The following is a 24276-nucleotide window of genomic DNA, read 5'->3' as shown; positions in this document are numbered from 1 at the left end:
AAATGTTTTTTTGAGTGTAAAGTAGTCTGATATATTGAAAAATATAAAATATTCTTGCTTAAAAATTGAAAACCCCGTTTCATCATAATGAAACGGGGTTTTTTTATAAAATAAACCTTTAGTAAACTAAGATTGGATTACTCTTTTTTCTCCTCGCGCGGAGGTCTTGGTACAAGCGCTTTTTTGGATACCTTTTCTTTTTTGGTTTTTGGATCTATACCAAGGTATTTCACTTGGAATACATCTCCCATTTTTACAACGTCGGCAACATTTTCAGTGCGTTCCCAAGCTAGTTCAGATACGTGAAGCAATACTTCGTTTCCTGGAGCGGCTGTATATTCTACAACGGCACCAAAGTCAAGCATTTTGATAACTTTCACTTCATAAGCTTCACCTACTTGAGGTTTGAAAGTAATTGAAGCGATTTTTGCCAATACCGCATCAATTCCTGCGGGGTCTGTACCTAAAATTTCAATCACACCCTGTTCGTCTACTTCGTTGATAACGATTGTTGTTCCGGTAGCTTTTTGTAATTCTTGAATCACTTTTCCACCAGGTCCAATCAATGCACCAATAAAGTTTCCAGGAATAGTTCTTGTGATGATTTTTGGAGCATGTGCTTTTACGTCAGGTCTTGGTGCAGCAATTGTTTCAGTAATTTTTCCTAAAATATGCATACGGCCGTCACGTGCTTGCGCTAATGCCTGTTCCATAATATCATAACGTAATCCATCAATTTTGATGTCCATCTGACAAGCAGTAATACCGTCTTTTGTTCCGGTTACTTTAAAGTCCATATCTCCTAAGTGATCTTCGTCACCTAAAATATCAGACAATACAGCAAACTTCTCGCCGTCAGTAATCAATCCCATAGCAATTCCAGAAACTGGTTTTACCATTTGAACGCCGGCATCCAAAAGTGCCATTGTTCCAGCACAAACTGTTGCCATAGATGAAGAACCATTAGATTCTAAAACTTCAGAAACAACACGGATTGTATAAGGACAATCAGCAGGAATCATGTTTTTCAAAGCTCTTTGAGCCAAGTTTCCGTGACCAACTTCTCTTCTTGAAGTTCCTCTTAGCGGTTTTGCTTCACCAGTTGAGAAAGGAGGGAAGTTATAATGTAAGTAGAATTTCTCTTCACCTTGCTCGCTAGGCGAGTCGATTTGGTTTGCTTCTCTAGAAGTTCCCAAAGTTACTGTAGCCAAAGCTTGAGTTTCTCCACGAGTAAATAAAGAGGAACCGTGAACTCTTGGTAAATAGTCAGTTTCGCACCAAATTGGTCTGATCTCTGTTGTTTTTCTTCCGTCTAAACGAATTCCTAATTCTAATACTACGTTACGAACGGCTTCTTTGTTGGTTTTGTAGAAATATTTAGAAATTAAATCTCCGTCAGCAGCTAATTCTTCTTCTGTAAATAAAGCTTTTACTTCTTCTTTTACTTCGGCAAATGCAGCGCTTCTTTCGTGTTTAGCCGATCCAACTTTTGCGATAGCATAAATTTTATCGTAAGCTGCTGCTTTTACTTTTTTGTAAATATCTTCGTTTTCTTTCTCACCTTCGTAAGTACGAGTTTCTTTTTTACCAAAAGCTTCCTGTAAACGATATTGAGCTTGAATTTGAACTTTGATAGCTTCGTGAGCAAATTTGATTGCCTCTACCATTTCGGCTTCTGAGATTTCTTTCATCTCACCTTCTACCATCGCAACAGAATCCATAGAAGCTCCAATCATCATATCGATGTCAGATTTTGCTAAGTCTTCTCTGCTTGGGTTGATAACTAATTTTCCGTCGATACGTGCAACACGTACTTCTGAAATTAAATTGTAAAATGGAATGTCTGAAACTGCTAATGCTGCAGAAGCGGCTAAACCTGCTAATGCGTCTGGCATAACTTCTTCGTCATGAGACATCAATTGAATCATAACTTGAGTTTCAGCATGGTAATCGTCTGGGAAAAGCGGACGCAATACACGGTCAACTAATCTCATTGTTAATACTTCGCTGTCGCTTGGACGTGCTTCTCTCTTGAAGAAACCTCCAGGGAAACGACCTGCTGCTGCAAATTTTTCGCGATAATCTACCGTTAATGGTAAAAAATCAACGCCTGGGTTGCTGGTGCGGGCTGAAACTGCTGTTGCAAGTATCATCGTGTCGCCCATTCTTACTACTACAGAACCATCTGCTTGTTTTGCTAAACGTCCTGTCTCGATTGTGATGCTTCTGCCATCACCTAAATCGATCTTTTCTACAAATAATTGTGGAATCATAATTTTTTCCTTTTGATTATACAATGGGTTTTAGTTGTGTTGTTAGTTGTAGTTGTTGCGTAGTTAATGCCTAAAACCCAATGAAAAACCAAACTTTTTTATGTAAATATCGTTTTTTTAAAATTAATTTCAAATTCAAGTATTTGAAATTTAGCTTCAAAACACAAAATAAAAAAGAGGCACTTTCGCACCTCTTTATTATATTGATTATTTTCTGATATTCAATACTTTGATAATCTCACGATATCTGTTGATGTCTTTCTTTTTCAAGTAATCCAACAACGCTCTTCTTTTACCTACTAATAGTACCAATGAACGCTCTGTGTTGTAATCGTGACGATTTTTTTTCAAGTGCTCAGTAAGGTGACTGATTCTGTGAGTGAATAGTGCGATTTGTCCTTCTGCAGATCCAGTGTTTTCCGCTTTTCCTCCGTGTTTAGCGAAGATTTCTTCTTTAACTTCTTTAGTTAAGTACATTCCAATATTATTTAAATGATTATTATGTATTCTTACAACTACTGTAAGACGGGTGCAAAAGTAAATAATAATTATGAATTATGAATTATGAATTGTTAATTATTTCGAAAGGTTAATACAGCTTCGCAATTTCACCATTCACAAATTCTAAAAACTTCTCATCTTCTTCGGTAAAAGGATCGATGACATGACTGTCAATATCGATTTGACCAATGTTTAAACCATTTACAAAGAGGGGCACGACAATTTCGGATTTTACAGTAAAACTGCAGGCAATATAATTGTCTTGTGCACTGACGTCAGGGACAACAAAATTATTATTGGAGACCGCCACTTGTCCGCAGATTCCTTTTCCGAAAGGAATTACTGTATGGTCTGTTTCGGCACCAACGTAAGGACCAAGGTGCAATGTTTTTGTTTCGTGATTGGCAAAATAAAAGCCTACCCAGTTGTAGTAAGAAATAGAATCGCTCAAAAGTTGGCAGATGGCCAAAAGTTTTTCGTCTCTTGTTAGAGCTGAATTTATAGTTATTTCGGTTACTTTGGGTTGTAATTCTTGAAAAGTCATACTTGTATTTTTTTACAAAAGTATCTAAAGCCAGTTTTAAAAAATGTATAAATTTGTTAAAAATTGAATTGTTAGAGCTTTTCAGTTTAATGTATCTTCCAGAGAAAAGAATGTGATAGTTTTTGAGTTTGGCTTATTCAGGAATGCTTTCACAAAAAAAACAAACTAAAATCCGAATGAAAAAATACTTTATCCAATACAAACCTTTCTTGCTCTTTCTTGCTAGTTTCTTTGGTTCTTATATTTTGCTTACATTTTTGTATCAGTTTTTTTTGAATGGTTTTGGAAAAAATGAAGTGGATAGCATAACACGTTTTGTTTCCCGAAATACTGAAAATGTACTTTCCTTGTTTTTCAAATCCACGCGAGTTGAGGAAGCAAGTAATGAGCCTTCTTTCGTGGTGTATTTATTTGATCGAAGTATTGTGCGCATTGTAGAAGGTTGCAACGCAATAAGTGTAATTATTTTATTTGCTTCTTTCATTGTAGCATTTTCAGGAAGTTTGAAAAATACCTTGTTTTTTATCTTTGGCGGAAGCCTAATAATTTATATTTTAAATGTACTGCGTATTGCTGTGTTGACCGTTTTACTGTGTTACTTTCCTGGTCATACCCATTTATTGCACGGCGTACTTTTTCCATTAATTATTTATGGGGTTGTTTTTATTTTATGGGTGATTTGGGTCAATAAATTTTCGGGATATGTTAAAAAAAATGCTTCAAAATAAAACTACGGTTTTTGTTGTAACGGTGCTTGTGGTATTTTTGGCTCTTGTCCGAATGTTCGAAAAGCAATTGTTTTACGATCCTTTCCTTATTTATTTTGAAGGCGATTATGTAAAACTTCCTTTGCCTGAGTTTGATGGCTTGCAATTGTTTTTCGGCTTGTTTCTTCGCTTTTTATTGAATACGGTACTTTCTTTAGCGATTCTTTATTTTTTATTCAGGGATAAGGAGATGATTACGTTTGTCTCTTTTTTGTATGTTATTTTGTTTGTTGTGTTAATTGTGGCTTTCTTTTGTGTACTTCATTTTTTTAAGAATCAGGAAAACTTATTGTTGTTTTATGTGCGTCGCTTTTTGATACAGCCTTTGTTTCTAATTCTTTTTATTCCTGCTTTTTATTATCAAAAAATTAAGAATTGACGTATCTTTTTCTTATCTTTAAGAAAGTTTTGAATTTACGAATTGTCAAATTTTGTTAAAGATGAAAATTGTAAAACATTCTGGGGCTATTGTTAATTTTAATCGCTCAAAATTAAAACAATCTTTACTAAAATCAGGTGCTCCTATTGAAGTGGTTGAAGATGTTTTGCAACAGATTGAGAAAGAAGTCTACGAAGGTATTTCCACCAAGCATATTTATAAAATGGCTTTTGCACTTCTTAAAAAAACTTCCAATTCTAATGCCGCTCGGTATAATTTAAGAGAAGCGATTCGATTATTAGGTCCAGCCGGGTTTTTTTTTGAAAAATTTATCGCCCGACTTTTTGCAGCCGAACATTATGAAACGAAAGTTAATACGATTCTGTGGGGGAATTGTGTTTCGCATGAGATTGATATCTTGTTTAAAAACAATGATGTCATAACGATGGTAGAGTGTAAATTTCATGCTGGGAGAGACGCGACTACTGATGTAAAAGTGCCAATGTACATTTTGTCCCGATTCAATGATCTGAAAGATAAGAAGCATGAAATATTTTCAAAAAATGATATTATTTCAAAATGTTGGATAGTTACGAATAACCGTTTTACTGCCGATGCAGTTGATTTTGCCAAATGTTCTAACCTTAACTTGATGTGTTGGGATTACCCCAAAGGCAATAATTTAAAAAATAGGATAGATAACCATAAAATGTACCCTATAACATGTATGACTACATTGACTCTTTCCGAAAAAGAAAAATTGTTGATTTTGGATATAATATTGGTCTTGGAAATTGTCAATAATAGAGATGATTTGGAAAAAATAGGTCTAAGTCAAGGCAGAATAAGAAATGTCCTTAGAGAGGCATCAGAACTGTGCAGGGTTATGAAAATTTAAAAGGTCATAGTTAATTTAAAATGAATTATAATGAAAATTACATGCATTGGCGGAGTGGGGACGGTTACGGGCTCCAAAACTTTAGTAGAAAGTAATGGCCTTCGAATTTTGATTGACTGTGGGCAATTTCAAGGATTAAAAGAATTACGGGAGCTTAACTGGGAACCTTTACCAATTTTGCCTTCAACTATTGATATGGTTTTGTTGACCCATGGTCATTTGGATCATTGCGGGTGGTTGCCAAGATTAGTCAATCAGGGGTTTTCTGGAAAAATATATTGCACCGCTCCAACAGCTTCAGTAAGTAAATTGATTCTTTTGGATAGTGCCAAGATTCAGGAAGAAGATGCCAAGATGGCCAACGAAGGGAAATATTCTAAACATGAAATTGCAGAACCTTTGTATACAGTTGAGCAAGCTGAAAAAGTTTTTCCACATTTTAAAGTAATTAGTCCTGATAAAAGTATTGCTTTGGATGCCGAAATTGAGGCTATTTTTACCAATGCAGGACATATTCTTGGTGCTTGCAGTATTGAACTCAGACTTGAAAATAAAATCCTTGTCTTCTCGGGTGATATTGGAAGGGATAACGATGTGCTTATGTTTCCGCCAACGAAACCTAAAAGAGGTGATTATATTTTTATGGAAAGCACTTATGGAAACAAGCTCCATCCGGTTACAGATCCTAAAGAAGACTTGGAAATATACATTAACGACACAATTCGAAATGGGGGAACAGCAATAATACCGAGTTTTGCTGTTGAACGCGCTCAAAGTGTGATGTACTTACTTTGGCAATTGAAAGAAGAAAAAAGAATTCCAAATATTCCTTATATCGTTGATACGCCAATGGGAATTAGTATGTTGGAGCTTTTTGTTAATAATAGAAAATGGCATCGTTTGCCTCCGGAAGAATTCAGTGCAATGTGTAAAATGTTTACTATGATTTCGGATTATAAAGAAACGATAGAAGCCATTTATAATAAGCAGCCAAAAGTAGTAATCGCGGCAAGTGGTATGATTTCAGGAGGAAGGGTTTTAAGTTATTTGGAGCGATACATAGGATTGCCTGAAACTACGGTTGTCATTATTGGATATCAGGGTGAGGGGACACGAGGCAGAAAACTACTGGAAGGAGCAACTGATATAAAGATACACGGGAAATATTATGATGTTAAAGCCAAAATTGTTGAAATTGAAACTTTATCGGCGCATGGAGATCAAAAGGATTTAATCAATTGGCTTTCAGATTTGGAAGAAAAGCCTAAAAAAATCTTTTTGGTACACGGTGAAAGTGAACCTGCCGATGAACTTAGAAAAAAAATTCAGGAGAAATATGGTTTTGATTGCGTCGTTCCTGTGATGGGACAAGAATTTGAACTGTAGATCTATTTTTTTTGAAAAATTAACAAAAAATTTATTTCCTGAGTTTGTAGAAATAGTAATTTCGCAAAATGAATTTTAAGAAACATATAAGTATATTTTTGGCTGTTCTATTATTGGTTTCCAATGTAGGTCTGGCTTTTAATGTGCATTATTGCGGGGGAGAAGTTTCTTCTGTTTCCTTAAATTCGACTTTACCATCATTGCAAAGTGAAAAAGGTTGTTGCGAAAAAAAAGTAACCACCAAAAAAGACAGCTGTTGCAAGGACAAAAAAATAGTCTTTCAGAAAAAAACGGACAATGGAATTGTAAAATCATTTTCTTTTCAGTTTGATTATGTTTGTTTGGTTCCTGAATTTCAGTCTGTTGTTTTTGAAGAAGTTTCTAATTTTAAAAACAATGAACCTCTAGCTTATTATTGCGATGCCAATGCGCCGCCACTTTATAAGCTGTATAGCCAATACCTTCTTTACGATAAATTATAATGTTTAATTGGAGTTGAATCCTTTTTTGGGTTTGACAGTATTAATCATTATAATTAAATCATGAAAACAAAAATTGCAATAGTCTTATTGCTCTTGTTTGCTGCCTTTAATTCTTATTCACAAGAAAATTTGAAAGAAATAAAAGTGCAGACTAAACGCAAGAGCCTTCAAAAAACATACACTGTTACCGGAAATACAACATTGGTTACCAAAAAAGAATTACTCAAAGCGGCTTGTTGTAACCTTGCTGAAAGTTTTGAAACCAATCCTTCCATTGATGTCAATTTTTCGGATGCGTTGACAGGAACCAAACAAATAAAAATGTTGGGGCTTACCAGTCCGTATTTGATGATGACACAGGAAAATATTCCTTCTGTTCGTGGAGCTTCTCAGGTTTACGGACTTTCTTTTACCCCAGGGCCTTGGGTAGAAAGTATTCAAATTTCAAAAGGGGCTGGGAGTGTAGTCAATGGCTTCGAAAGTGTTTCGGGTCAAATCAACACCGAATTGATAAAGCCAATGTCGGAAGTTCCGTTTTTATTGAATCTTTATGGTTCAACCGATTCCCGTTTTGAAATAAACGCCAATATCAATCAAAAACTTTCGGATCATTGGGCTACCGGTTTATTGCTTCACGGAAATATGAGAAATTCCAAAATGGATAAGAATCATGATGGATTTCTTGATAATCCTTTACAAAAACAATATAGTTTCCTTAATCGTTACCAATATTACAATCCAGAAACAGGTTGGGTTAGCTTCATCAATTTACAGTATATGGATGATACCAAGCAAACTGGGCAAACCAATTTTAATCCGGATACCGATAAAGGGACAACCAATTCCTGGGGTTCTGAAATTGATACCAAAAAGATTGATGTTTCTACCAAAATAGGCTATGTTTTTAAAGATATGCCTTTTCAAAGTTTTGGTTTTCAAAATGCATTTTCCAGTTACAAGCAAGATTCTTATTTTGGGTTGAATGGTTATAATATCAAGCAGAATAGCTTTTATTCGAATTTGATTTTTAATTCAATTATCAATAATGAAAAGAACAAATTTGCTACAGGTTTGAACTTTACTTATGACAGTTATAGTGAGTTTTATAACCTGAAAGATTTTAGCCGAATTGACAATACTGTTGGAGCGTTCTTTGAATATACTTATGATAATCAGGATAATTTTAGCTTTATTCTAGGTGGTCGTGTTGATTATGGAAATCGTTTGGGCGTTTTTGCAAGTCCAAGAGTGCATGTAAAATACAATCCTTGGGAGAAAGGAGTGTTAAGAGTTTCTGCTGGGAGAGGTAAACGTTCAGCTAATATTTTTGCAGAAAATCAAAATTTGTTTGCTAGCTCCAGAACTTTTGATATCATAAATGCCGGAGGTAAATTATACGGATTGGATCCCGAAATTGCCTGGAACTACGGATTGAGTTTTATGCAGGGTTTCAAATTGTTTAATCGAAATGGTGATATTACTGCCGATTTCTACAGAACTGATTTTCAAAACCAAGTTGTAGTCGATATCATGCAAAGTCCGCAACAAGTGGTTTTTCATAATTTAGACGGCGTTTCGTATGCTAATAGTTTCCAATTGGAATTTAATTATGAGTTGGCTAAACGTTTGGAGTTGCGTTCGGCATACAAATATTATGATATTAAAACCGATTATTTGTCGGGCAAATACCAAAGACCATTGCAGGCGGCTCACCGTTTCTTTGGAAACTTAGGTTACGAAACTCAGGCTCATGATAAAGGACAACAATGGAAATTTGATTTTACCTACAATTGGATCGGGGAGCAGCAATTACCTTATACGGCTTCAAATCCTGTTGTTTATCAGCTTCCGGAACATTCGCCTGCTTATTCTTTGATAAATGCGCAAATTACCCGAGTGTTTTCTCCTAATTTTGAAGTGTATGTAGGAGGGGAGAATATTGGTAATTACACTCAAAATCCTGCAATAGTTGATTCGCAAAATCCTTTTGGCCCTTATTTTGATGCAAGTATTGTTTATGCGCCGGTATTTGGTCAAATGTATTATGCCGGTTTGCGATTTAAAATAAAATAAGACAATATCAATGTCAATGTCAAAAATTAGATTTAAATAAAAAATAATATTAAATTTTAATATCAATAAAAATGAAAACAAATAGAAAATTAAATAGTTGTAGTGTTATCGTGAAGAATGTACTTTTAGTTCTGGTAATGACTGTCTTCGCTTTCTCGATTCAAGCTCAGGAAAAGAAAAACAAAAATGCCAAATACACAACCGAAGTAAATGGGAATTGCGAGCAATGCCAAAAACGAATTCAAAAAGCGGCCTTTTCGGTGGCTGGAGTAAAATCGGCTTCCTGGGATGTGGCAACACATCAATTGAGTTTAATAATCAATGAAGAAAAATGTTCTTTGATGGACGTAAAAAAAGCAGTTGCCAAAGTTGGACATGATACTGATTCTGTAAAATCAACGCAACAAGATTATGATAATCTTCATTCTTGTTGTCAATATGAAAGACTTAATTAGGGATTACGCTATTAGTTTTGCAACTTGGAAGTCTCGGAGTTGCGTGGTTTTTAGCTTTCGATAATTCTAAAAGCATCAAAATGGTTGCCATTTTGATGCTTTTTTTTCGAAATCGTTAATTAAACTTTAAAATGAAATAATAAATTGCGGTTCACCTAAATTATCCTTATTTTCACAGCGAAATTTAACAAAGAAATTTATGAATAATTTTGAATGGACCCAATTAGTAAATCCTGAATTTTATATAACTTTTACAATTGGTGGCATTCAACTAGGTTTGTATATAGTTCTATTTATTGTCTTTGCCGAAACGGGACTTTTTGCCGGTTTCTTTCTTCCAGGAGACAGTTTGCTTTTTCTTGCCGGAATTTATAGTCGTGATTTAGTTCAGAATATTGTTAATATTCCAAGTGATTTTATAAATCTTGTGGTGCTTTCTTCGCTCGTAGCGCTTTCGGGCGTTTTCGGAAATATGGTCGGTTACTGGTTTGGGGCCAAAAGCGGATATTATTTATACAATAGGGAAGATACGTTTTTGTTCAAGAAAAAATATTTGCTTCAATCCAAAGATTTCTTTGAAAAACATGGAGGGAAGGCTATTATCTATGCAAGATTTTTGCCCATAGTAAGAACGTTTGCTCCAATTGTTGCAGGAATAGGCTCGATGGACAAAAAGAAGTTTATGTTTTTTAATGTAATAAGTTCGGTTTTATGGTCTTTCGTTTTGATTTTCTCTGGACATTATCTTTACGGAATGTTCTTGGAAATGGGAGTCGATTTGAAATTGCATATTGAGAAAATCGTCATCGGAATTATATTGGTTTCTACTTTACCCGTTTTCTTGAAGTTAATTAAGAAAAGAGTAGTACACCATTAATTTATAAAAGATAAAAGAACCGCCTTGTCCAGTAGAGCAAGGCGTTTTTTTTTATGAGAGCAATTTCTATTGACCAGGTTTTATATTGTTAGCTGTATCAGAAGTATTATTCGATAAGGAGACTTTTCTAATTTCTGACACCAATTGTCCATCATCTGAAAAGCCTTCCAGGTAAACTTGAAATTCTTTTTGGTTCCCTTTTGGAAGCTTAATTTCGAAACTTGAATTGTCTTTGGTTGCAATGTTTGGAGACCAATCCAAGGTCCCAAAATAGTTAAATTCTTCTGGGGTTTCAAATAATGAATTATGATATTTTATATTTGGTGTAAAGCCATTCGTTACTATCATTGTTGTGTATTTAACAGTGATGTATTTATTCATTGAATTGACGTCTTTCAGGAAGATTTTTATCGTTCCATGACCACGGCTTGTGACATCCGAAGATCCGGATTGATCGATGTAAATTTCATCAACTTCGGATAGGGAAAGGTTGAATAAAAAGTTTAAATCAAATACTTCCATGTTATCTATATACACAGTTGGAGGAGCGGATGAATCGCCTAAATATGAATTTCTGTTGCTTCTGATGAAGACTTCCCCAGTTTGTGGATCCATGCCTGTTCGGTAACCATTCCGACCAATAAAATCCAAAACTCTTTCAAAACTTCCTTCGTCAATTTTATAAGCAGTGGCAAAAGAACTCATGTCTTTTTGATGTTTGAGCGCTTTTTTCGCGTTGTTTTTAACGACCACTTCATTTAGGTTAATGGCTTTGTTTCCTGGCGGATTTTTGAATTTAAAGCCATTGTCCGGACTTTTTTCTGTTGTGCAAATGGTTTTGTCAAATTGCATCGGTAGCGGAAACATATTTTGATTTGGGAAAACTTTTGCCTGAATTTTGGCAGCTACCGTTGCGTTTTTTTCATTTATCATTTGTAAAATAAAAACAGTCGAATCCTGCGCAAAGAAGTTTTCAAATTTAAAATGACTGTCTTTGTCTATAGTTGTTTTTTCAAATACACTGTTTTTTAATGAAAAAAGTGACATTGTATATTTGGAATCGGCATTCATGATTTTGTCAACTGTCCCTCTTATTGTTACTCCTTTGTCAAAGTGATTTGTTGTTTTTGGAGGATTGGTTTTAATATTTTCCCAAAGGAATTTGCTTTTATTTTGATTGAGCATCAATAATTCCATTTCCTGTTTTTTGGCTTTATTTTCCTGGTCAAAATAAGTATAGTTGTCTATTTCCGGATTTTCTAAATAAGCATTTAGATGAAAAGTTCCAATGATTGATCTTTTTTGATTGGTACAAATGTTATTTTCAGGAAGTACGCTGATGCTTAAATTGGCTTGGTTTACTCCTGTTTTTCCATATAAAGCTATGCTGTCATTAACAGTGTTTTTTGTTTCCAATGTTGTAATTGGGTTGCTGGTTGGATAGATGTAAATTAATCTCTCAGTAATTTCATTTAAATCTTCATCGATTAAACGAATGATGTTTACACCTTCGGATAAATTTTGTTTGTCCAAAATCAAAGTCTGATCAGTTTCCTTATTATCGAAAGAGAATTCTTTCTGGGCAGATTTTCCATCTTGCTGAATCAATAAGGAGAACTTTTTGTTTTGATAAAAATCCAACCCTTTTTCATTGGTTTTGGCATCGATTATAAGTTTGTTGTTCGGTAAGTTATTATTATAAGTTATTATAATTCCCGTTTCCTGAACTTTGGGTAGAATTTGTAAGATATTTAATTTATCTGATTTGATTTTGAGAGTATATGTTTCATTAGTTTTAGGAATAAGATAAAAAGCGCCGTTACCCATTTTATTGGTGCGAAAATGGGAAATTTCATTGGATTTGGAATCAACAATAATTCCATCTGTTTCTATCCCTTTTTTGTTGCAATCTTTAATGCTAACGCCAATAGTGTTGTTGATATCATTAATGATGGATCCGCTTTCAGGATGTATGGTTACTGTCGCGCTTTTCCAATTGGGTTCATTTGTTTTGAAATTATAGGAATCATTTTTGTCAATGATTTCAATTGTTTGAACAAAAGAGTCATCTTCTTTGAAGTTGTTCATCCAATTGGTGTAGAAATGAAAATAGTATTTGCCTGTTTTAAACTTGTCATTCAGATGAACTCCTCCGGCAAAAGTCCCTTTGTTTGTAAAAAGTAATTGCTGCAGAACGATTTCTTCTTTTTCATTATAAACTATTAATTGAATGTTAGCTGTATTGTTGTTTGGACTGTTAGTATTTCTGCTCCAGACATATCCTTTGAAAGCGAGATCTTCACTATTTGCATATATGTTTTTGTTGAATTGGACGTGGATAATTTCCCTTTCATAATTAAAATAAGTATCGATGTAATTCTTTATTTTTTCTTGATTGCTGACGGTTTGGGAGAAGGATTGAAAGAAGAAAAGTAAACAGAAGGTTTTGATAATTAATTTCATAATTAAATATAAAGGGCTGTTTATGATAAGTTTATTGGTTTGCCAAATTTAATCGTAACAAGATCCTTATATGGTTAAAATATTCATAATGTTTTGTTTGAAAGAATGAGAATTAGGAGAGTGTTTAAAATATTGGTTGCGGAATAGATAAAAAAAATCCGCCCCGATTTTATCGGGACGGATTTACTTTTTGTTTGAAATATTTATTACATCATTCCTGGCATACCTCCGCCCATTGGGTGGCCTGCTCCAGCTGATTCTTCTTTAATATCGATTAAAGCGCATTCTGTAGTCAAGATCATTCCAGCAACCGAAGCAGCATTTTCCAATGCGATACGAGTTACTTTTTTAGGATCGATGATACCAGCTTTTAGCATATCTACATATTCATCAGTTTTAGCATTGTATCCAAAAGCACCTGAACCTTCAGTAACTTTAGCAACAACAACAGAACCTTCAAGACCCGCATTCTCAACGATAGTTCTTAAAGGAGATTCAATAGCGCGGGAAATAATATGGATTCCAGTAGTCTCGTCAGCATTATCTGCTTTTAAAGCGTTAAGTGAATTTTTAGCTCTCAATAAAGCAACACCTCCTCCGGCAACAATTCCTTCTTCTACAGCCGCACGGGTAGCGTGAAGTGCATCGTCAACACGGTCTTTTTTCTCTTTCATTTCTACTTCAGAAGCAGCACCAACATAAAGAACAGCCACACCTCCAGCTAATTTAGCCAAACGCTCTTGCAATTTTTCTTTATCATAATCAGAAGTCGTTGTTTCCATTTGACCTTTGATTTGGTTTACACGGTTTTTAATCATATCCGCTTCTCCTGCACCGCTTACGATAGTTGTATTGTCTTTGTCAATTGCAACTCTTTTTGCAGTTCCCAGCATTTCGATAGTGGTATTTTCTAAAGTATAACCTCTTTCTTCAGAGATTACAGTTCCACCAGTTAAGATTGCGATATCTTCCAACATTGCTTTTCTTCTGTCTCCAAAACCAGGTGCTTTTACAGCAGCGATTTTTAAGGCACCACGTAATTTGTTTACAACCAAAGTTGATAGTGCTTCTCCATCAACATCTTCGGCAATAATCAATAACGGTTTTCCTGATTGAGCTACTGGCTCAAGAACTGGCAATAATTCTTTTAGGGAAGAAACTTTTTTGTCATACAAAAGGATGTAAGGGCTGTCTAGTTCAGCCTCCATTTTTTCAGGATTAGTCACAAAGTATGGAGAAAGATATCCTCTGTCAAACTGCATTCCCTCTACAACATCTACAAAAGTGTCTGTTCCTTTAGCTTCTTCAACAGTAATTACACCTTCTTTTCCAACTTTTGCGAAAGCGTTAGCGATTAATTCGCCAATTACTTCGTCATTGTTTGCAGAAATAGAGGCAATTTGTTTTATTTTTTCAGAATCACTTCCTACTACTTTGGTTTGTTTAGCCAAATCAGCAACAATAGCTTCAACAGCTTTGTCAATACCGCGTTTCAAGTCCATTGGATTTGCTCCTGCGGCAACGTTTTTTAAACCTTCTTTTACGATTGCTTGTGCCAAAACAGTTGCAGTTGTAGTTCCGTCACCCGCTAAGTCGTTGGTCTTAGAAGCTACTTCTTTTACCATTTGTGCTCCCATGTTTTCCAATGGGTCTTTTAATTCAATTTCTTTTGCAACAGAAACCCCGTCTTTAGTTACAGTTGGGCCACCAAAAGATTTTCCGATAATTACATTACGACCTTTTGGTCCTAGGGTTACTTTTACTGCATTTGCTAATGCGTCAACGCCACGTTTTAATCCATCACGTGCTTCAATATCAAATTTTATATCTTTTGCCATTTCTCTTTTTGTTTAAACTTACTAATTGTTTTAATACTTAATTTTTTTGGTTTAATACTTTTAATTAGACGATTGCTAAAATGTCGTCTTCACGCATAATCAAATAATCTTTTCCTTCTAATTTTAATTCTGTTCCTGCATATTTTCCATAAAGGACAGTATCGCCAATTTTTACGGTCATTTCGTGATCTTTTGTCCCGTTTCCTACAGCAACAACAGTTCCTTTTTGTGGTTTTTCTTTTGCTGTGTCCGGAATAAAAATTCCTGATGCCGTTTGAGTTTCTGCAGCTACAGGCTCAATAAGTACTCGATCTGAAAGCGGTTTAATGTTTAAAGCCATAGTGTTAAGATATTTTAAATGTTATTAAATTAATTTGACGTTTTTCCTTATTCAGAAATTATGCCAAGAGCTGAAAACTGACATTTTTTCTTAAAAAAAATGCCAGCTTTGACAGGCTGGCATTTTTGTGTATTATTTTATATGATTTTTTATTTTGCAGGAGCCGCTGGCGCATTTTGTGCAGGTGCAGATGCTGGAGTTTTTGGAGCAGCAGTTTCAGTTTTGTCGATGATTTTTGAATCGGCATCACTTAAAGTCCCAGTAAAACTCAAACCTGAAAGTAAGATTAAAGCAATTAATATAGTTGCTAATGTCCAAGTGCTTTTGTCTAAGAAATCTGTAGTTTTTTGCACACCACCTAACATTTGAGAACCACTTATTGTAGAAGATAATCCTCCACCTTTAGGGTTTTGAACCATGATTACTACGATCAATAGAAAACATACTATTGTAATTAAAACTAAAAAAATTGAAAACATACTCTATATTATTAATTGTTATTTTGTTGTATTATTTTAATATCTTTTATACGGTCTGCAAAGAAACTACTTTTTTCTGGATATTTCAAAATTAATATTTCATAAGCTTGAATGGCTTTTTGATATTTTTTTTGTTCCAAATATACTTTAGCCAAAGTTTCTGTCATCAGGTAAGAATTGTCTTCTTTGTTGATGTCAATATTTGGAGCGAAAACAGTTCCGGGTTTAATCGGTGGTATCTTTGGGCTGGTTTCAATGAATTTATCGATCAATGCTGCTTGCTTCAATTTGCTTTCGTCAACGATAGGTTCGGGTTCTTTTTCCATATTGTTGTTTTGTTGCGGGGTTTCACGTATTATAGGTTGTATCCTCGAAAGCTGAAGCCATTGATGGAACGAGTGTGTTTCTGATTTTGAAAAATCTATTGGTTTTCCAATTTCTAATTTCTTTTCGGCTTCGGTTATTTTTTCGTCAGAGTTAGTTGGCGTAGCTTCTTTAATGGAATCAAGAATGGATTGCTCAACATTTTTGTCGATTTCTACTTTTTCAAACGTAATTGGATGAAGTGAATCTGTGTTTGAAGTCGCTTCTTTTATCGATGTAAGTATGGAATGTTCCAAAGGAGTTGTAGCAACTGGCGCTATTTCTTCTTTTTCGACAATCTGACTATCAATAACAGTTATATTAAGGAGCTCCTGTATTTTTCTCTCGTATGTTTTTCTTTGAATAGCCGTAAAAGACTCAGAAGTAATGAAATCAAATAGTACACTACGATCAGTAGTATGTGCTGCTGCTATTTTTAATGCAAAATTATATTTGTAGCTATTTTGATTATAAAGCCCCTTAAGACGCAAGGCTCTCGCACTTTGAAAGTATGGAAATTCATCAAGCACTTTTTCCAAAGCCACCGTTTGAATATCGTTGATTTCTTCAGGTTGATTTAATAAATAATTGTAGCTACTAATGTTCATTTTTTAAATGTTTATTCTTTTTGGGTAGTATTCTTTTTTTAAATAAGAACACTGAAAACTGCAATCTGATTACTTACTTCTTACCATTTTGCAAGAGAATCATTGAAAATATCCTGTGTGATTCTTTCAAAAATTTCTTTGATGGCCGCATCTTTCGTCGCTCCGGTCAACTGCTGGCTCGCAGGATAATCATGATAAAATTCGAAAACTTTCTCAAAATCATCAGCTTCCTTGTTTTTATTGGTAAATCTAACATTTACCCTTATTTTTAAACGGTTTTGAGCTGCTTTTTGATCGGCAGTTGCCGTCATCGGGCTGATGTGATAATCTATTATTTCTCCTTCATAGGTTAAGTCTCCTCCGTTTTTTACCAAATGTAAATTGGTTTGATTCTGAATCAAGTCCTGTAATGTAAGGGTGAAATTCCTATCGATTCCCGGTTCAATCAATTCAGAATTGTTTGGGAAGAAATTCACCTGATAGGTTTTGGCATCAATTTTACCAGTTCCTGTAAAGTTATAAACCGAACAACTGTTTAGGAGGAATGAACTGATTAGTATTAATAGATAATGTGCTTTTTTCATAAGATGTTTGACAATTCCAATTGTGATTGGAATCTATAATTATTTTCAAATATATGAATTTTCAATATCGAAATTCGGAATTTGTTTTTTGTGATACTATAAATCAAATTGCTTTATTTTTCGATACAAAGTACGTTCTGAAATACCTAACTCATCTGCTGCGGCTTTTCTTTTTCCTTTGTTTTTCTCTAATGATTTTTTAATCATTTCGATTTCTTTTTGCTCAAGCTTCAATACTTCTTCCTCTTCAATAGTTTCGGCCAAAAGATAATTGTTGTTGTCTTGCTCTTCGTAATCTTGCTCTATATTCGAATTGGATATAAAAGAAGTTCTTGGTTCTTCTTCGAAATCTATTTCGCTGTCTTCTTCTTTGGAGCCGTATATTTTTTTGATAAGTGATTTGTTGGCTTCCTGAACATTGGAACTTCCGCTTTGCATTAATTCTAAAGTCAGTTTTTTTAAATCATGTAAATCGCTTTTCATGTCAAAAAGAACTTTGTATAAGATCTCTCTTTCGGTATTGAAATCGCTGTCGCTTTTTTTGTCTTTAATAACCGATGGTAAGTTGCTGTCTTCGTTAGGTAAATACGTTTGTAAAGTTGCAGCTGTAATATCCCGGTTGGTTTCCAAAACCGAAATCTGTTCAGCTACATTTCGCAACTGACGGATGTTACCACTCCAGCGGAATTTTTGCAAAAGCAAAATAGCTCCTTCATCAAGTTTCAAAGGAGGCATTTTATATTTGTTGGCAAAATCGGCAACAAATTTTCGGAACAACAAATGAATATCTTCTTTTCGTTCTCTAAGAGGAGGCAATTGAATATCCACCGTACTCAAACGGTAATATAAATCTTCGCGGAATGTTCCTTTTTCGATGGCTTTGAATAAATTGACATTGGTTGCTGCCACAATTCTAACGTTGGTTTTTTGAACTTGTGAGGAACCTACTTTTATGAATTCTCCATTTTCCAAAACACGTAGCAGACGTACTTGTGTAGTAAGGGGTAATTCTCCAACTTCATCAAGGAAAATAGTACCGCCATTGGCTACTTCAAAATAACCTTCACGGGTGCTGGTGGCTCCTGTAAAAGCGCCTTTTTCGTGACCGAAAAGTTCGCTGTCGATTGTTCCCTCGGGGATGGCACCACAGTTTACCGCAATATATTTTCCGTGTTTTCTATGTGATAAGGAATGGATAATCTTAGGGATGTTTTCTTTTCCCACACCACTTTCACCTGCTACCAAAACCGTAATATCAGTAGGGGCAACCTGAATGGCTTTTTCTATCGCACGATTGAGCTTTGGGTCATTCCCAATAATCTCAAAGCGCTGTTTTATTGATTGAACTGTTTCCATTTTTGGAGGTTTAAAGTTTAAAACAGTTTAAATGTTTAAAAGTTAAAAACTATTTAATTTGTAGGTAGCTACTTTTTGGAATTTACTTCGTCAGTTCGCTATCGCTCGTGTGTTACTGTGTTTTTTTGAACAGTAGTTTTTTCAACTTTATGTTTTGGAAAATAGGTTCTAATAACATAGAACGTTGTTCCAAATCCAATTATGAAAGTAATTAATGCGATAAGTATGTTTTTCTTGGACATGTTAGATATATAAGTTTTTTTAACCACAAATTACACAAATTTTCACAAATTAAAATTTTATGTGTTTATCAATCTTTTATGAACTAATGATTTGTTTTGAAAATTTGCAATGATTCCAACAGGAGTATCCGCTAGTTTCATATAATTTAATGTTTGTGCAAGATGATCATTACTAATCTCTTTTATTGATTTTACTTCGAGAATAATGTCGCTATATACTACAAAGTCAGCATAAAATTTATGAGGTAAAATAATTCCTTTGTATTCTACTGCATATTCTTTTTCTCTTTCGTATGGAATTTTGTTGTTTTTAAATTCTATTTCTAATGCATCCTTGTAAACTATTTCAAGTAATCCGGGACCTAGTAATCGATGAACTTCCATGCAAAGACCAATGATTTTATAGTTCTCATCCTTTTTGTAATAATACTCATTAAAGTCAGTCATATTAAGTTTTTAATCGAATAAATTTGTGATAATTTGTGTAATTTGTGGTTGAAAATTAATTCATTTCAGAATATCCAACCGCTTCTCCTTTCAAAGTACCAGCGGTACAAGAAGTAATTTTCACATTTACAAATTCACCTACTTTGTAATTTTCTTTCGGGAAAACCACAACTATGTTTTGAGAATTTCGTCCAGACCATTCATCTTCGGATCTTTTTGAAGCTTTTTCGATTAAAACTTCAACCGTTTGTCCCACAAATGCTTGTGTTCTTATCAAACTGTGTTCTCTTTGTAAATCAACAATTTCCTGTAATCTGCGAAGTTTGGTTTCTTCAGGGATATCATCTTCCATTTTTCTTCCAGCCAATGTTCCTGGACGTTCTGAATAGGCGAACATATAACCAAAATCATATTTCACATATTCCATCAAGCTCAAAGTGTCTTGGTGATCTTCTTCAGTTTCTGTTGGGAATCCGGCGATCATATCCTGTGTTATGGCAACACCTGGAATAATAGAATAGATTTTATCGACCAAGGTCATGTATTCTTCTCTGGTGTGCAAACGATTCATCTCTTTCAAAATACGGTCGCTACCCGATTGAACCGGCAGGTGAATGTGTTTGCAAATATTGTTGTATTTGGCAATAATATGTAAAATGCTCTCGTGCATATCCTGCGGATTCGAAGTCGAGAAACGGATTCGCATTTTTGGGAAAGTAACCGCAACCATTTCCAATAATTGGTCAAAATTAACAGCAGTCGCTTTTTGCATTTCGGTTGCATTGACGAAATCCTTTTTCAGTCCACCGCCATACCATAAATAACTGTCAACGTTTTGTCCCAAAAGCGTGATTTCCTTATATCCTTTGTTGGACAAATCCTGAATCTCGTTTATAATACTTTTCGGCTCACGGCTGCGTTCACGTCCGCGGGTAAAAGGCACCACGCAAAACGTACACATATTGTCGCAACCTCTCGTGATGGAAACAAAAGCTGTGATTCCGTTGCTCATTAATCGAACAGGCGAAATATCCCCATAAGTTTCTTCTTTGGACAAAATCACATTGATAGCATCCCTTCCTTCTTCGACTTCAGCCAATAAATTAGGTAAATCTTTGTAGGCATCAGGGCCAACCACAAGATCAACGATTTTTTCTTCCTCCAAAAACTGACTTTTCAAACGCTCAGCCATACAGCCCAAAACACCAACTTTCATTTTTGTGTTTGTGCGTTTCACAGCGTTGTATTTTTCAAGACGTTTGCGGATTGTCTGTTCGGCTTTGTCGCGAATCGAGCAGGTATTTACCAAAACCAAATCAGCTTCTTCCAAGACTTGGGTGGTGTTGTATCCGTTTCCGGATAATATGGAAGCCACAACTTCACTGTCCGAAAAATTCATCGCACAGCCGTAGCTTTCTATATACAGTTTTTTAGCATTCTCAGGTTTATGTTCCAGAACAAGGCTGTTTCCTTGTTTGCTTTCTTCGATTATCTTTTCCATAAGGCGTTTTCAAACCGCAAATATAAGGTAAAAACGATGATTATGACAAGATGTCAGCCTAAGAATTAACAAAAAATAAAGGATTTTAGATTGAAGATTAATCCCGATAATTATCGGGACCGATTTATGATTTTGAAAGACTAATTTCAAAAGAAGTTATTTTACTTAGCCTTATCGGCTTTTAGTTCTAAAATCAAAAATCTGAAATCATTAAGTAGCTGTTTCCCGCTTTCCGTTACAAGTCCTCGTCCCGTAGGCAACATTTTTTATGTATTTACAAGAGCTTCCGTTGGTCGCTTTGCCTCTACATAAAAATGTAAGCCATCGGGACTCCGGGCTTTTCACTATAATCGGGGCTAGGGGAGTTGCTTTTCAGAAAAGGATTTGTAAATCTTTTGCACGTTTGTATTTAATTATCGACTAGTTTGGTCTTTGCGAGGAACGAAGCAATCACGTAAAGAGGAGAAACACCAAATCGTAAATGGAGAAAAAGGCAAAGCGAACGTGATTGCTTCGTTCCTCGCAATGACTTAGATTGTGAATTTATTAAAAATTAAAACGGTGTTTTATTAATAGGACAGGATCAATTGGTTTGCAAAGGGTTTTATGGGAAATTCGGGAGACTTTTGACTAGTCTAAATGATTTAAAGAACTAAAAAAAACGCAAAGTAGGGGACTTTGCGGAGCGGGAGATGTTTTATTTTTCAAATAATTCTAAAATCCATTTCAGGCAAATTTCAGAATCCATAATTGACCAGGAATGTGGATTTTTTGTTCCGTCTAATCTAACACCTTTTCCTTGGCTGACTATGACTTTTGCTTTTTCATTTCCCATTATTTTTAATTGATTTATCATTGAGATTATGTCAATTCCATTCCAGTCATTTAAATCGCGATGTCTTTGATTAATTAACCAATCCGTGTCTAAATCTGTGAACGTTAAAAGAGGCATATTTTTTAAGTATTTTGCATTTCCACCATCTTTGGCGCCATAAGAATAAATAGAATTTTCTATATATTTTTCAGGGAATATATCTGGAGAACCACCATAAATACTATCACAATTATTTTTTATCCATTTTGCTTCGTCTACAGCTGGTTGATAAATATTTCTTTGTATTTCTCTTTCGCAATATTTATAAAACCTTGCTTTATCTAATGGAGCGTCTAAAGCAAATACTCCTTTAGGAATTAAAAAATGCTTTTCAGGGGTTTTAACTGCTTGTTCTGCATAAGTTAAAGAAAGCATTGCGCCACTCGAAAGCCCGCCGATGATAAATTTATCTTTCGGTATTTTGTATGTTTCAACAATTTCATTGAATATTTTGTCAAGAACTGTGAATTCCGCTTCTCGGTTATCTGTCCCCCAATTTATCGAGGGAACAATTACCATAATTCCTTTTTTGATTGCAAATTTGTGAAGAGTTATTTGTTTTAATGTGTTTTCGATAATTTCACCGCCAGAAGGTAAAATTACTAATACTCCTTTTATTTTTGTTTTTGGAACAAATTTATAGTAGAAAAGTTCTGTTGAGTCTTCATCATTTACGTATAATTCAGAAGCATCGGTTTTGGAAATCGTAATTTTCTCATGCCTTTGAGCTTTGCAAGTTAAAATATTGAAAAGTATAATAATTATTAGGATGTTTCTCATTTTCAGTTTTTTGGTAAAATATTACCAAATCTTTTTTAAGTCTTATGAAATAAACCCCTATCATATTTAATTGGGAGTATAGATCCGATGGGAATAAAATATTCTTAGTAGTCAAATATAATGATTTCTTACAAAACCCTAAACTCCTTCAATAAAAAACCATTCGCTACAATCTTAAATTGGGCTAATTGATTTTGAATCCAAATTTCATCGTGATTTAGTTCTTTTGCCATTAAGTGGGCGACTTTATCGGCACTTGTAATTGCGGCTCGGGCGTCAAGGAACAAGAGGCGAACACGTCTTGCTAAAACATCCTCGACTGTGATTGCCATTTCTTTGCGGATTGCCCAAATGACTTCGGCCAAAGTGTAATTGTAATCGGGATGTAATTTTTCTTTTAGTTCAGGTTGGTTTTCCTGTAATTGCAAAATAGCATCACTGTCGGTTCCGTAAATGAAAAGATGATTTTCAAAATCAGCAGCGTTGTTTTTCTTGTTTCCGTGGATGGGTAAATGAGCAGTCATACATTTGCTCGGGTTTAATTTATGAACTTCAATGGCTTTGTTGATTATTTCTTCGGCAATTTGTCGGTAGGTGGTCCATTTTCCTCCCGTGATGGAGATTAATCCGGTTTTGGACACAATTATTTTATGGCTTCGGGAAACTTCTTTGGTGCTTTGCCCTTTTTTTTCGGGAGCTGCTAATGGTCTTAATCCCGCAAAAACAGAAAGAACATCGGCTCGGCTTGGATTTTTGGTTAGGTATTTTTGGGCTGTTTTCAACACAAATTCGATTTCCTGTTCCAAGGCTATAGGTTCAATATTCGATTTTTTTACCAAAGTATCCGTAGTTCCCACGACAATTTTATCGTGCCAGGGAACTGCAAAAAGAACTCTTCCGTCACTTGTTTTTGGAATCATTAGGGCATGTTCGCCAGGTAAAAACGATTTGTCAAAAACCAAGTGAATCCCCTGACTCGGAACAATGTATTTTTTATAAACGCTATCGTTCATTTTCATGATTGCATTGGTAAAAACTCCGGTTGCGTTAATCACCACTTTGCCTTGTAGTAAATATTCTTCGTTTGATATTTGGTCAACGGCAATTATTCCGGTGATATGTTTTTTTTTGTCCTTTAATAATTTGGTTACCTTAATATGATTGAGAATGCAAGCTCCTTTTTCGATAGCGGTTTGAGCAAGGTTAATTGCCAAGCGGGAATCGTCAAACTGACCGTCGTGATAGAGCACACCGCTTTGAAGTCCTTTGGGTTCTATCGATGGCATTAACTCCTGAGTTTTCTGTCTTGATAAATATCGGGAACTTCCAAGGCTTAGTTTTCCCGCCAGCAAATCATATAATTTGAGTCCGAAAGTATAGAAATAACCGCCCCACCAATTGTAGTTTGGAATGATGAACGATTCGTTTTTGACCAAATGGCCTGCGTTCTTTTCCATCAAACCTCTTTCTCTTAAGGCTTCGATAACCAATGCAATATTGCCCTGTTCTAAATATCGGACGCCGCCGTGGGCTAGTTTTGTGCTTCGGCTTGAAGTGCCTTTGGCAAAATCCACGGCTTCGAGCAAAATGGTTTTGTAACCTCTGCTTGCGGCATCAACAGCAACGCCGAGACCGTTGGCGCCACCGCCAATTATGATAAAGTCCCAAATTTGGTCTTGTTTGAGTTTTTCGAGTTCTTCGTTTCGGTTCATTAAATAGTTTTGTTGGTTGATTGGGCTTGTAGTAAATTTAACTAAATAATTTTA

The 24276-nt window shown here is 35.0% G+C and carries 22 protein-coding genes; 8 read left to right on the top strand and 14 right to left on the bottom strand.

Annotation, left to right across the window (positions count from 1 at the left end; all coding sequences use genetic code 11):
* Positions 1-137: 137 nt before the first annotated feature.
* The 3 genes from OZP12_RS19260 to OZP12_RS19250 form a co-directional block, all read right to left on the bottom strand.
* Positions 138-2273, bottom strand: a complete 2136-nt coding sequence (locus OZP12_RS19260; protein WP_281226705.1) for a polyribonucleotide nucleotidyltransferase — start codon at positions 2271-2273, stop codon at positions 138-140.
* Positions 2274-2480: 207 nt separating this feature from the next.
* Positions 2481-2750 carry a 30S ribosomal protein S15 gene (rpsO, locus tag OZP12_RS19255; protein WP_281226704.1) on the bottom strand — a complete coding sequence of 90 codons (270 nt, stop codon included), beginning with the start codon at positions 2748-2750 and terminating at the stop codon, positions 2481-2483.
* Positions 2751-2862: 112 nt separating this feature from the next.
* On the bottom strand, positions 2863-3318 hold the full coding sequence (locus tag OZP12_RS19250; protein ID WP_281226703.1) for a GAF domain-containing protein: 456 nt from the start codon (positions 3316-3318) through the stop codon (positions 2863-2865).
* 176 nt (positions 3319-3494) lie between these two features.
* Between OZP12_RS19250 and xrtF the strand changes: the two genes are divergently transcribed.
* The 8 genes from xrtF (at position 3495) to OZP12_RS19210 (ending at position 10635) form a co-directional block, all read left to right on the top strand.
* Positions 3495-4046, top strand: a complete 552-nt coding sequence (gene xrtF, locus OZP12_RS19245; protein ID WP_281226702.1) for an exosortase family protein XrtF — start codon at positions 3495-3497, stop codon at positions 4044-4046.
* Positions 4021-4464 carry an exosortase F system-associated membrane protein gene (locus OZP12_RS19240; protein WP_432419513.1) on the top strand — a complete coding sequence of 148 codons (444 nt, stop codon included), beginning with the start codon at positions 4021-4023 and terminating at the stop codon, positions 4462-4464. The genes xrtF and OZP12_RS19240 overlap by 26 nt, the downstream gene beginning before the upstream one ends.
* A 61-nt stretch (positions 4465-4525) precedes the next feature.
* A complete protein-coding gene (locus OZP12_RS19235; RefSeq protein WP_281226700.1) occupies positions 4526-5362 on the top strand; it encodes an ATP cone domain-containing protein in 837 nt (278 codons plus the stop codon).
* Positions 5363-5392: 30 nt separating this feature from the next.
* Entirely contained in the window at positions 5393-6748 is a 1356-nt protein-coding gene (locus tag OZP12_RS19230; RefSeq protein WP_281226699.1) for an MBL fold metallo-hydrolase RNA specificity domain-containing protein, read from the top strand.
* A gap of 68 nt (positions 6749-6816) precedes the next feature.
* Complete coding sequence (locus tag OZP12_RS19225; RefSeq protein WP_281226698.1) at positions 6817-7230, top strand: HYC_CC_PP family protein; 414 nt, start codon at positions 6817-6819, stop codon at positions 7228-7230.
* Between the two features lie 60 nt (positions 7231-7290).
* The gene (locus OZP12_RS19220; protein ID WP_281226697.1) at positions 7291-9303 is read left to right on the top strand and encodes a TonB-dependent receptor plug domain-containing protein; all 2013 of its coding nucleotides are present in this window, start codon (positions 7291-7293) and stop codon (positions 9301-9303) included.
* Positions 9304-9374: 71 nt separating this feature from the next.
* Positions 9375-9758 (top strand): heavy-metal-associated domain-containing protein, encoded by a 384-nt coding sequence (locus OZP12_RS19215; RefSeq protein ID WP_349293561.1) that lies wholly within the window; start codon positions 9375-9377, stop codon positions 9756-9758.
* 199 nt (positions 9759-9957) lie between these two features.
* Positions 9958-10635, top strand: coding sequence for a DedA family protein (locus OZP12_RS19210; RefSeq protein WP_281226696.1), 678 nt, complete (start codon positions 9958-9960; stop codon positions 10633-10635).
* Positions 10636-10701: 66 nt separating this feature from the next.
* Here the strand turns inward: OZP12_RS19210 and OZP12_RS19205 are convergent, their stop codons facing one another.
* The 11 genes from OZP12_RS19205 to OZP12_RS19155 form a co-directional block, all read right to left on the bottom strand.
* Positions 10702-13098, bottom strand: coding sequence for a hypothetical protein (locus OZP12_RS19205; protein ID WP_281226695.1), 2397 nt, complete (start codon positions 13096-13098; stop codon positions 10702-10704).
* A 206-nt stretch (positions 13099-13304) separates the two neighbouring features.
* Positions 13305-14936, bottom strand: coding sequence for a chaperonin GroEL (gene groL / locus OZP12_RS19200; RefSeq protein WP_281226694.1), 1632 nt, complete (start codon positions 14934-14936; stop codon positions 13305-13307).
* 64 nt (positions 14937-15000) lie between these two features.
* Entirely contained in the window at positions 15001-15276 is a 276-nt protein-coding gene (locus OZP12_RS19195) for a co-chaperone GroES (RefSeq protein ID WP_281226693.1), read from the bottom strand.
* Positions 15277-15425: 149 nt separating this feature from the next.
* A complete protein-coding gene (gene secG, locus OZP12_RS19190; RefSeq protein WP_281226692.1) occupies positions 15426-15755 on the bottom strand; it encodes a preprotein translocase subunit SecG in 330 nt (109 codons plus the stop codon).
* A gap of 11 nt (positions 15756-15766) precedes the next feature.
* Positions 15767-16726, bottom strand: coding sequence for a tetratricopeptide repeat protein (locus OZP12_RS19185; protein ID WP_281226691.1), 960 nt, complete (start codon positions 16724-16726; stop codon positions 15767-15769).
* A gap of 80 nt (positions 16727-16806) precedes the next feature.
* Positions 16807-17310: an LptE family protein gene (locus tag OZP12_RS19180; protein ID WP_281226690.1), complete on the bottom strand. Its 504-nt coding sequence runs from the start codon at positions 17308-17310 to the stop codon at positions 16807-16809.
* 96 nt (positions 17311-17406) lie between these two features.
* Positions 17407-18666, bottom strand: a complete 1260-nt coding sequence (locus tag OZP12_RS19175; protein ID WP_281226689.1) for a sigma-54 interaction domain-containing protein — start codon at positions 18664-18666, stop codon at positions 17407-17409.
* A gap of 299 nt (positions 18667-18965) precedes the next feature.
* Positions 18966-19355: a GxxExxY protein gene (locus OZP12_RS19170; RefSeq protein ID WP_281226688.1), complete on the bottom strand. Its 390-nt coding sequence runs from the start codon at positions 19353-19355 to the stop codon at positions 18966-18968.
* A gap of 55 nt (positions 19356-19410) precedes the next feature.
* The gene (gene miaB / locus OZP12_RS19165) at positions 19411-20856 is read right to left on the bottom strand and encodes a tRNA (N6-isopentenyl adenosine(37)-C2)-methylthiotransferase MiaB (protein WP_281226687.1); all 1446 of its coding nucleotides are present in this window, start codon (positions 20854-20856) and stop codon (positions 19411-19413) included.
* A gap of 697 nt (positions 20857-21553) precedes the next feature.
* Positions 21554-22510 (bottom strand): hypothetical protein, encoded by a 957-nt coding sequence (locus OZP12_RS19160; protein ID WP_281226686.1) that lies wholly within the window; start codon positions 22508-22510, stop codon positions 21554-21556.
* A gap of 128 nt (positions 22511-22638) precedes the next feature.
* Positions 22639-24222 (bottom strand): glycerol-3-phosphate dehydrogenase/oxidase, encoded by a 1584-nt coding sequence (locus OZP12_RS19155; RefSeq protein ID WP_281226685.1) that lies wholly within the window; start codon positions 24220-24222, stop codon positions 22639-22641.
* Positions 24223-24276 lie beyond the last annotated feature (54 nt).

The organism is Flavobacterium aquiphilum, from assembly GCF_027111335.1.
GTDB classification, from domain to species: Bacteria; Bacteroidota; Bacteroidia; order Flavobacteriales; family Flavobacteriaceae; genus Flavobacterium; species Flavobacterium aquiphilum.
Note: the sequence above shows the minus strand (reverse complement) of the source record. Positions and strands in the feature narration are given on the sequence as shown.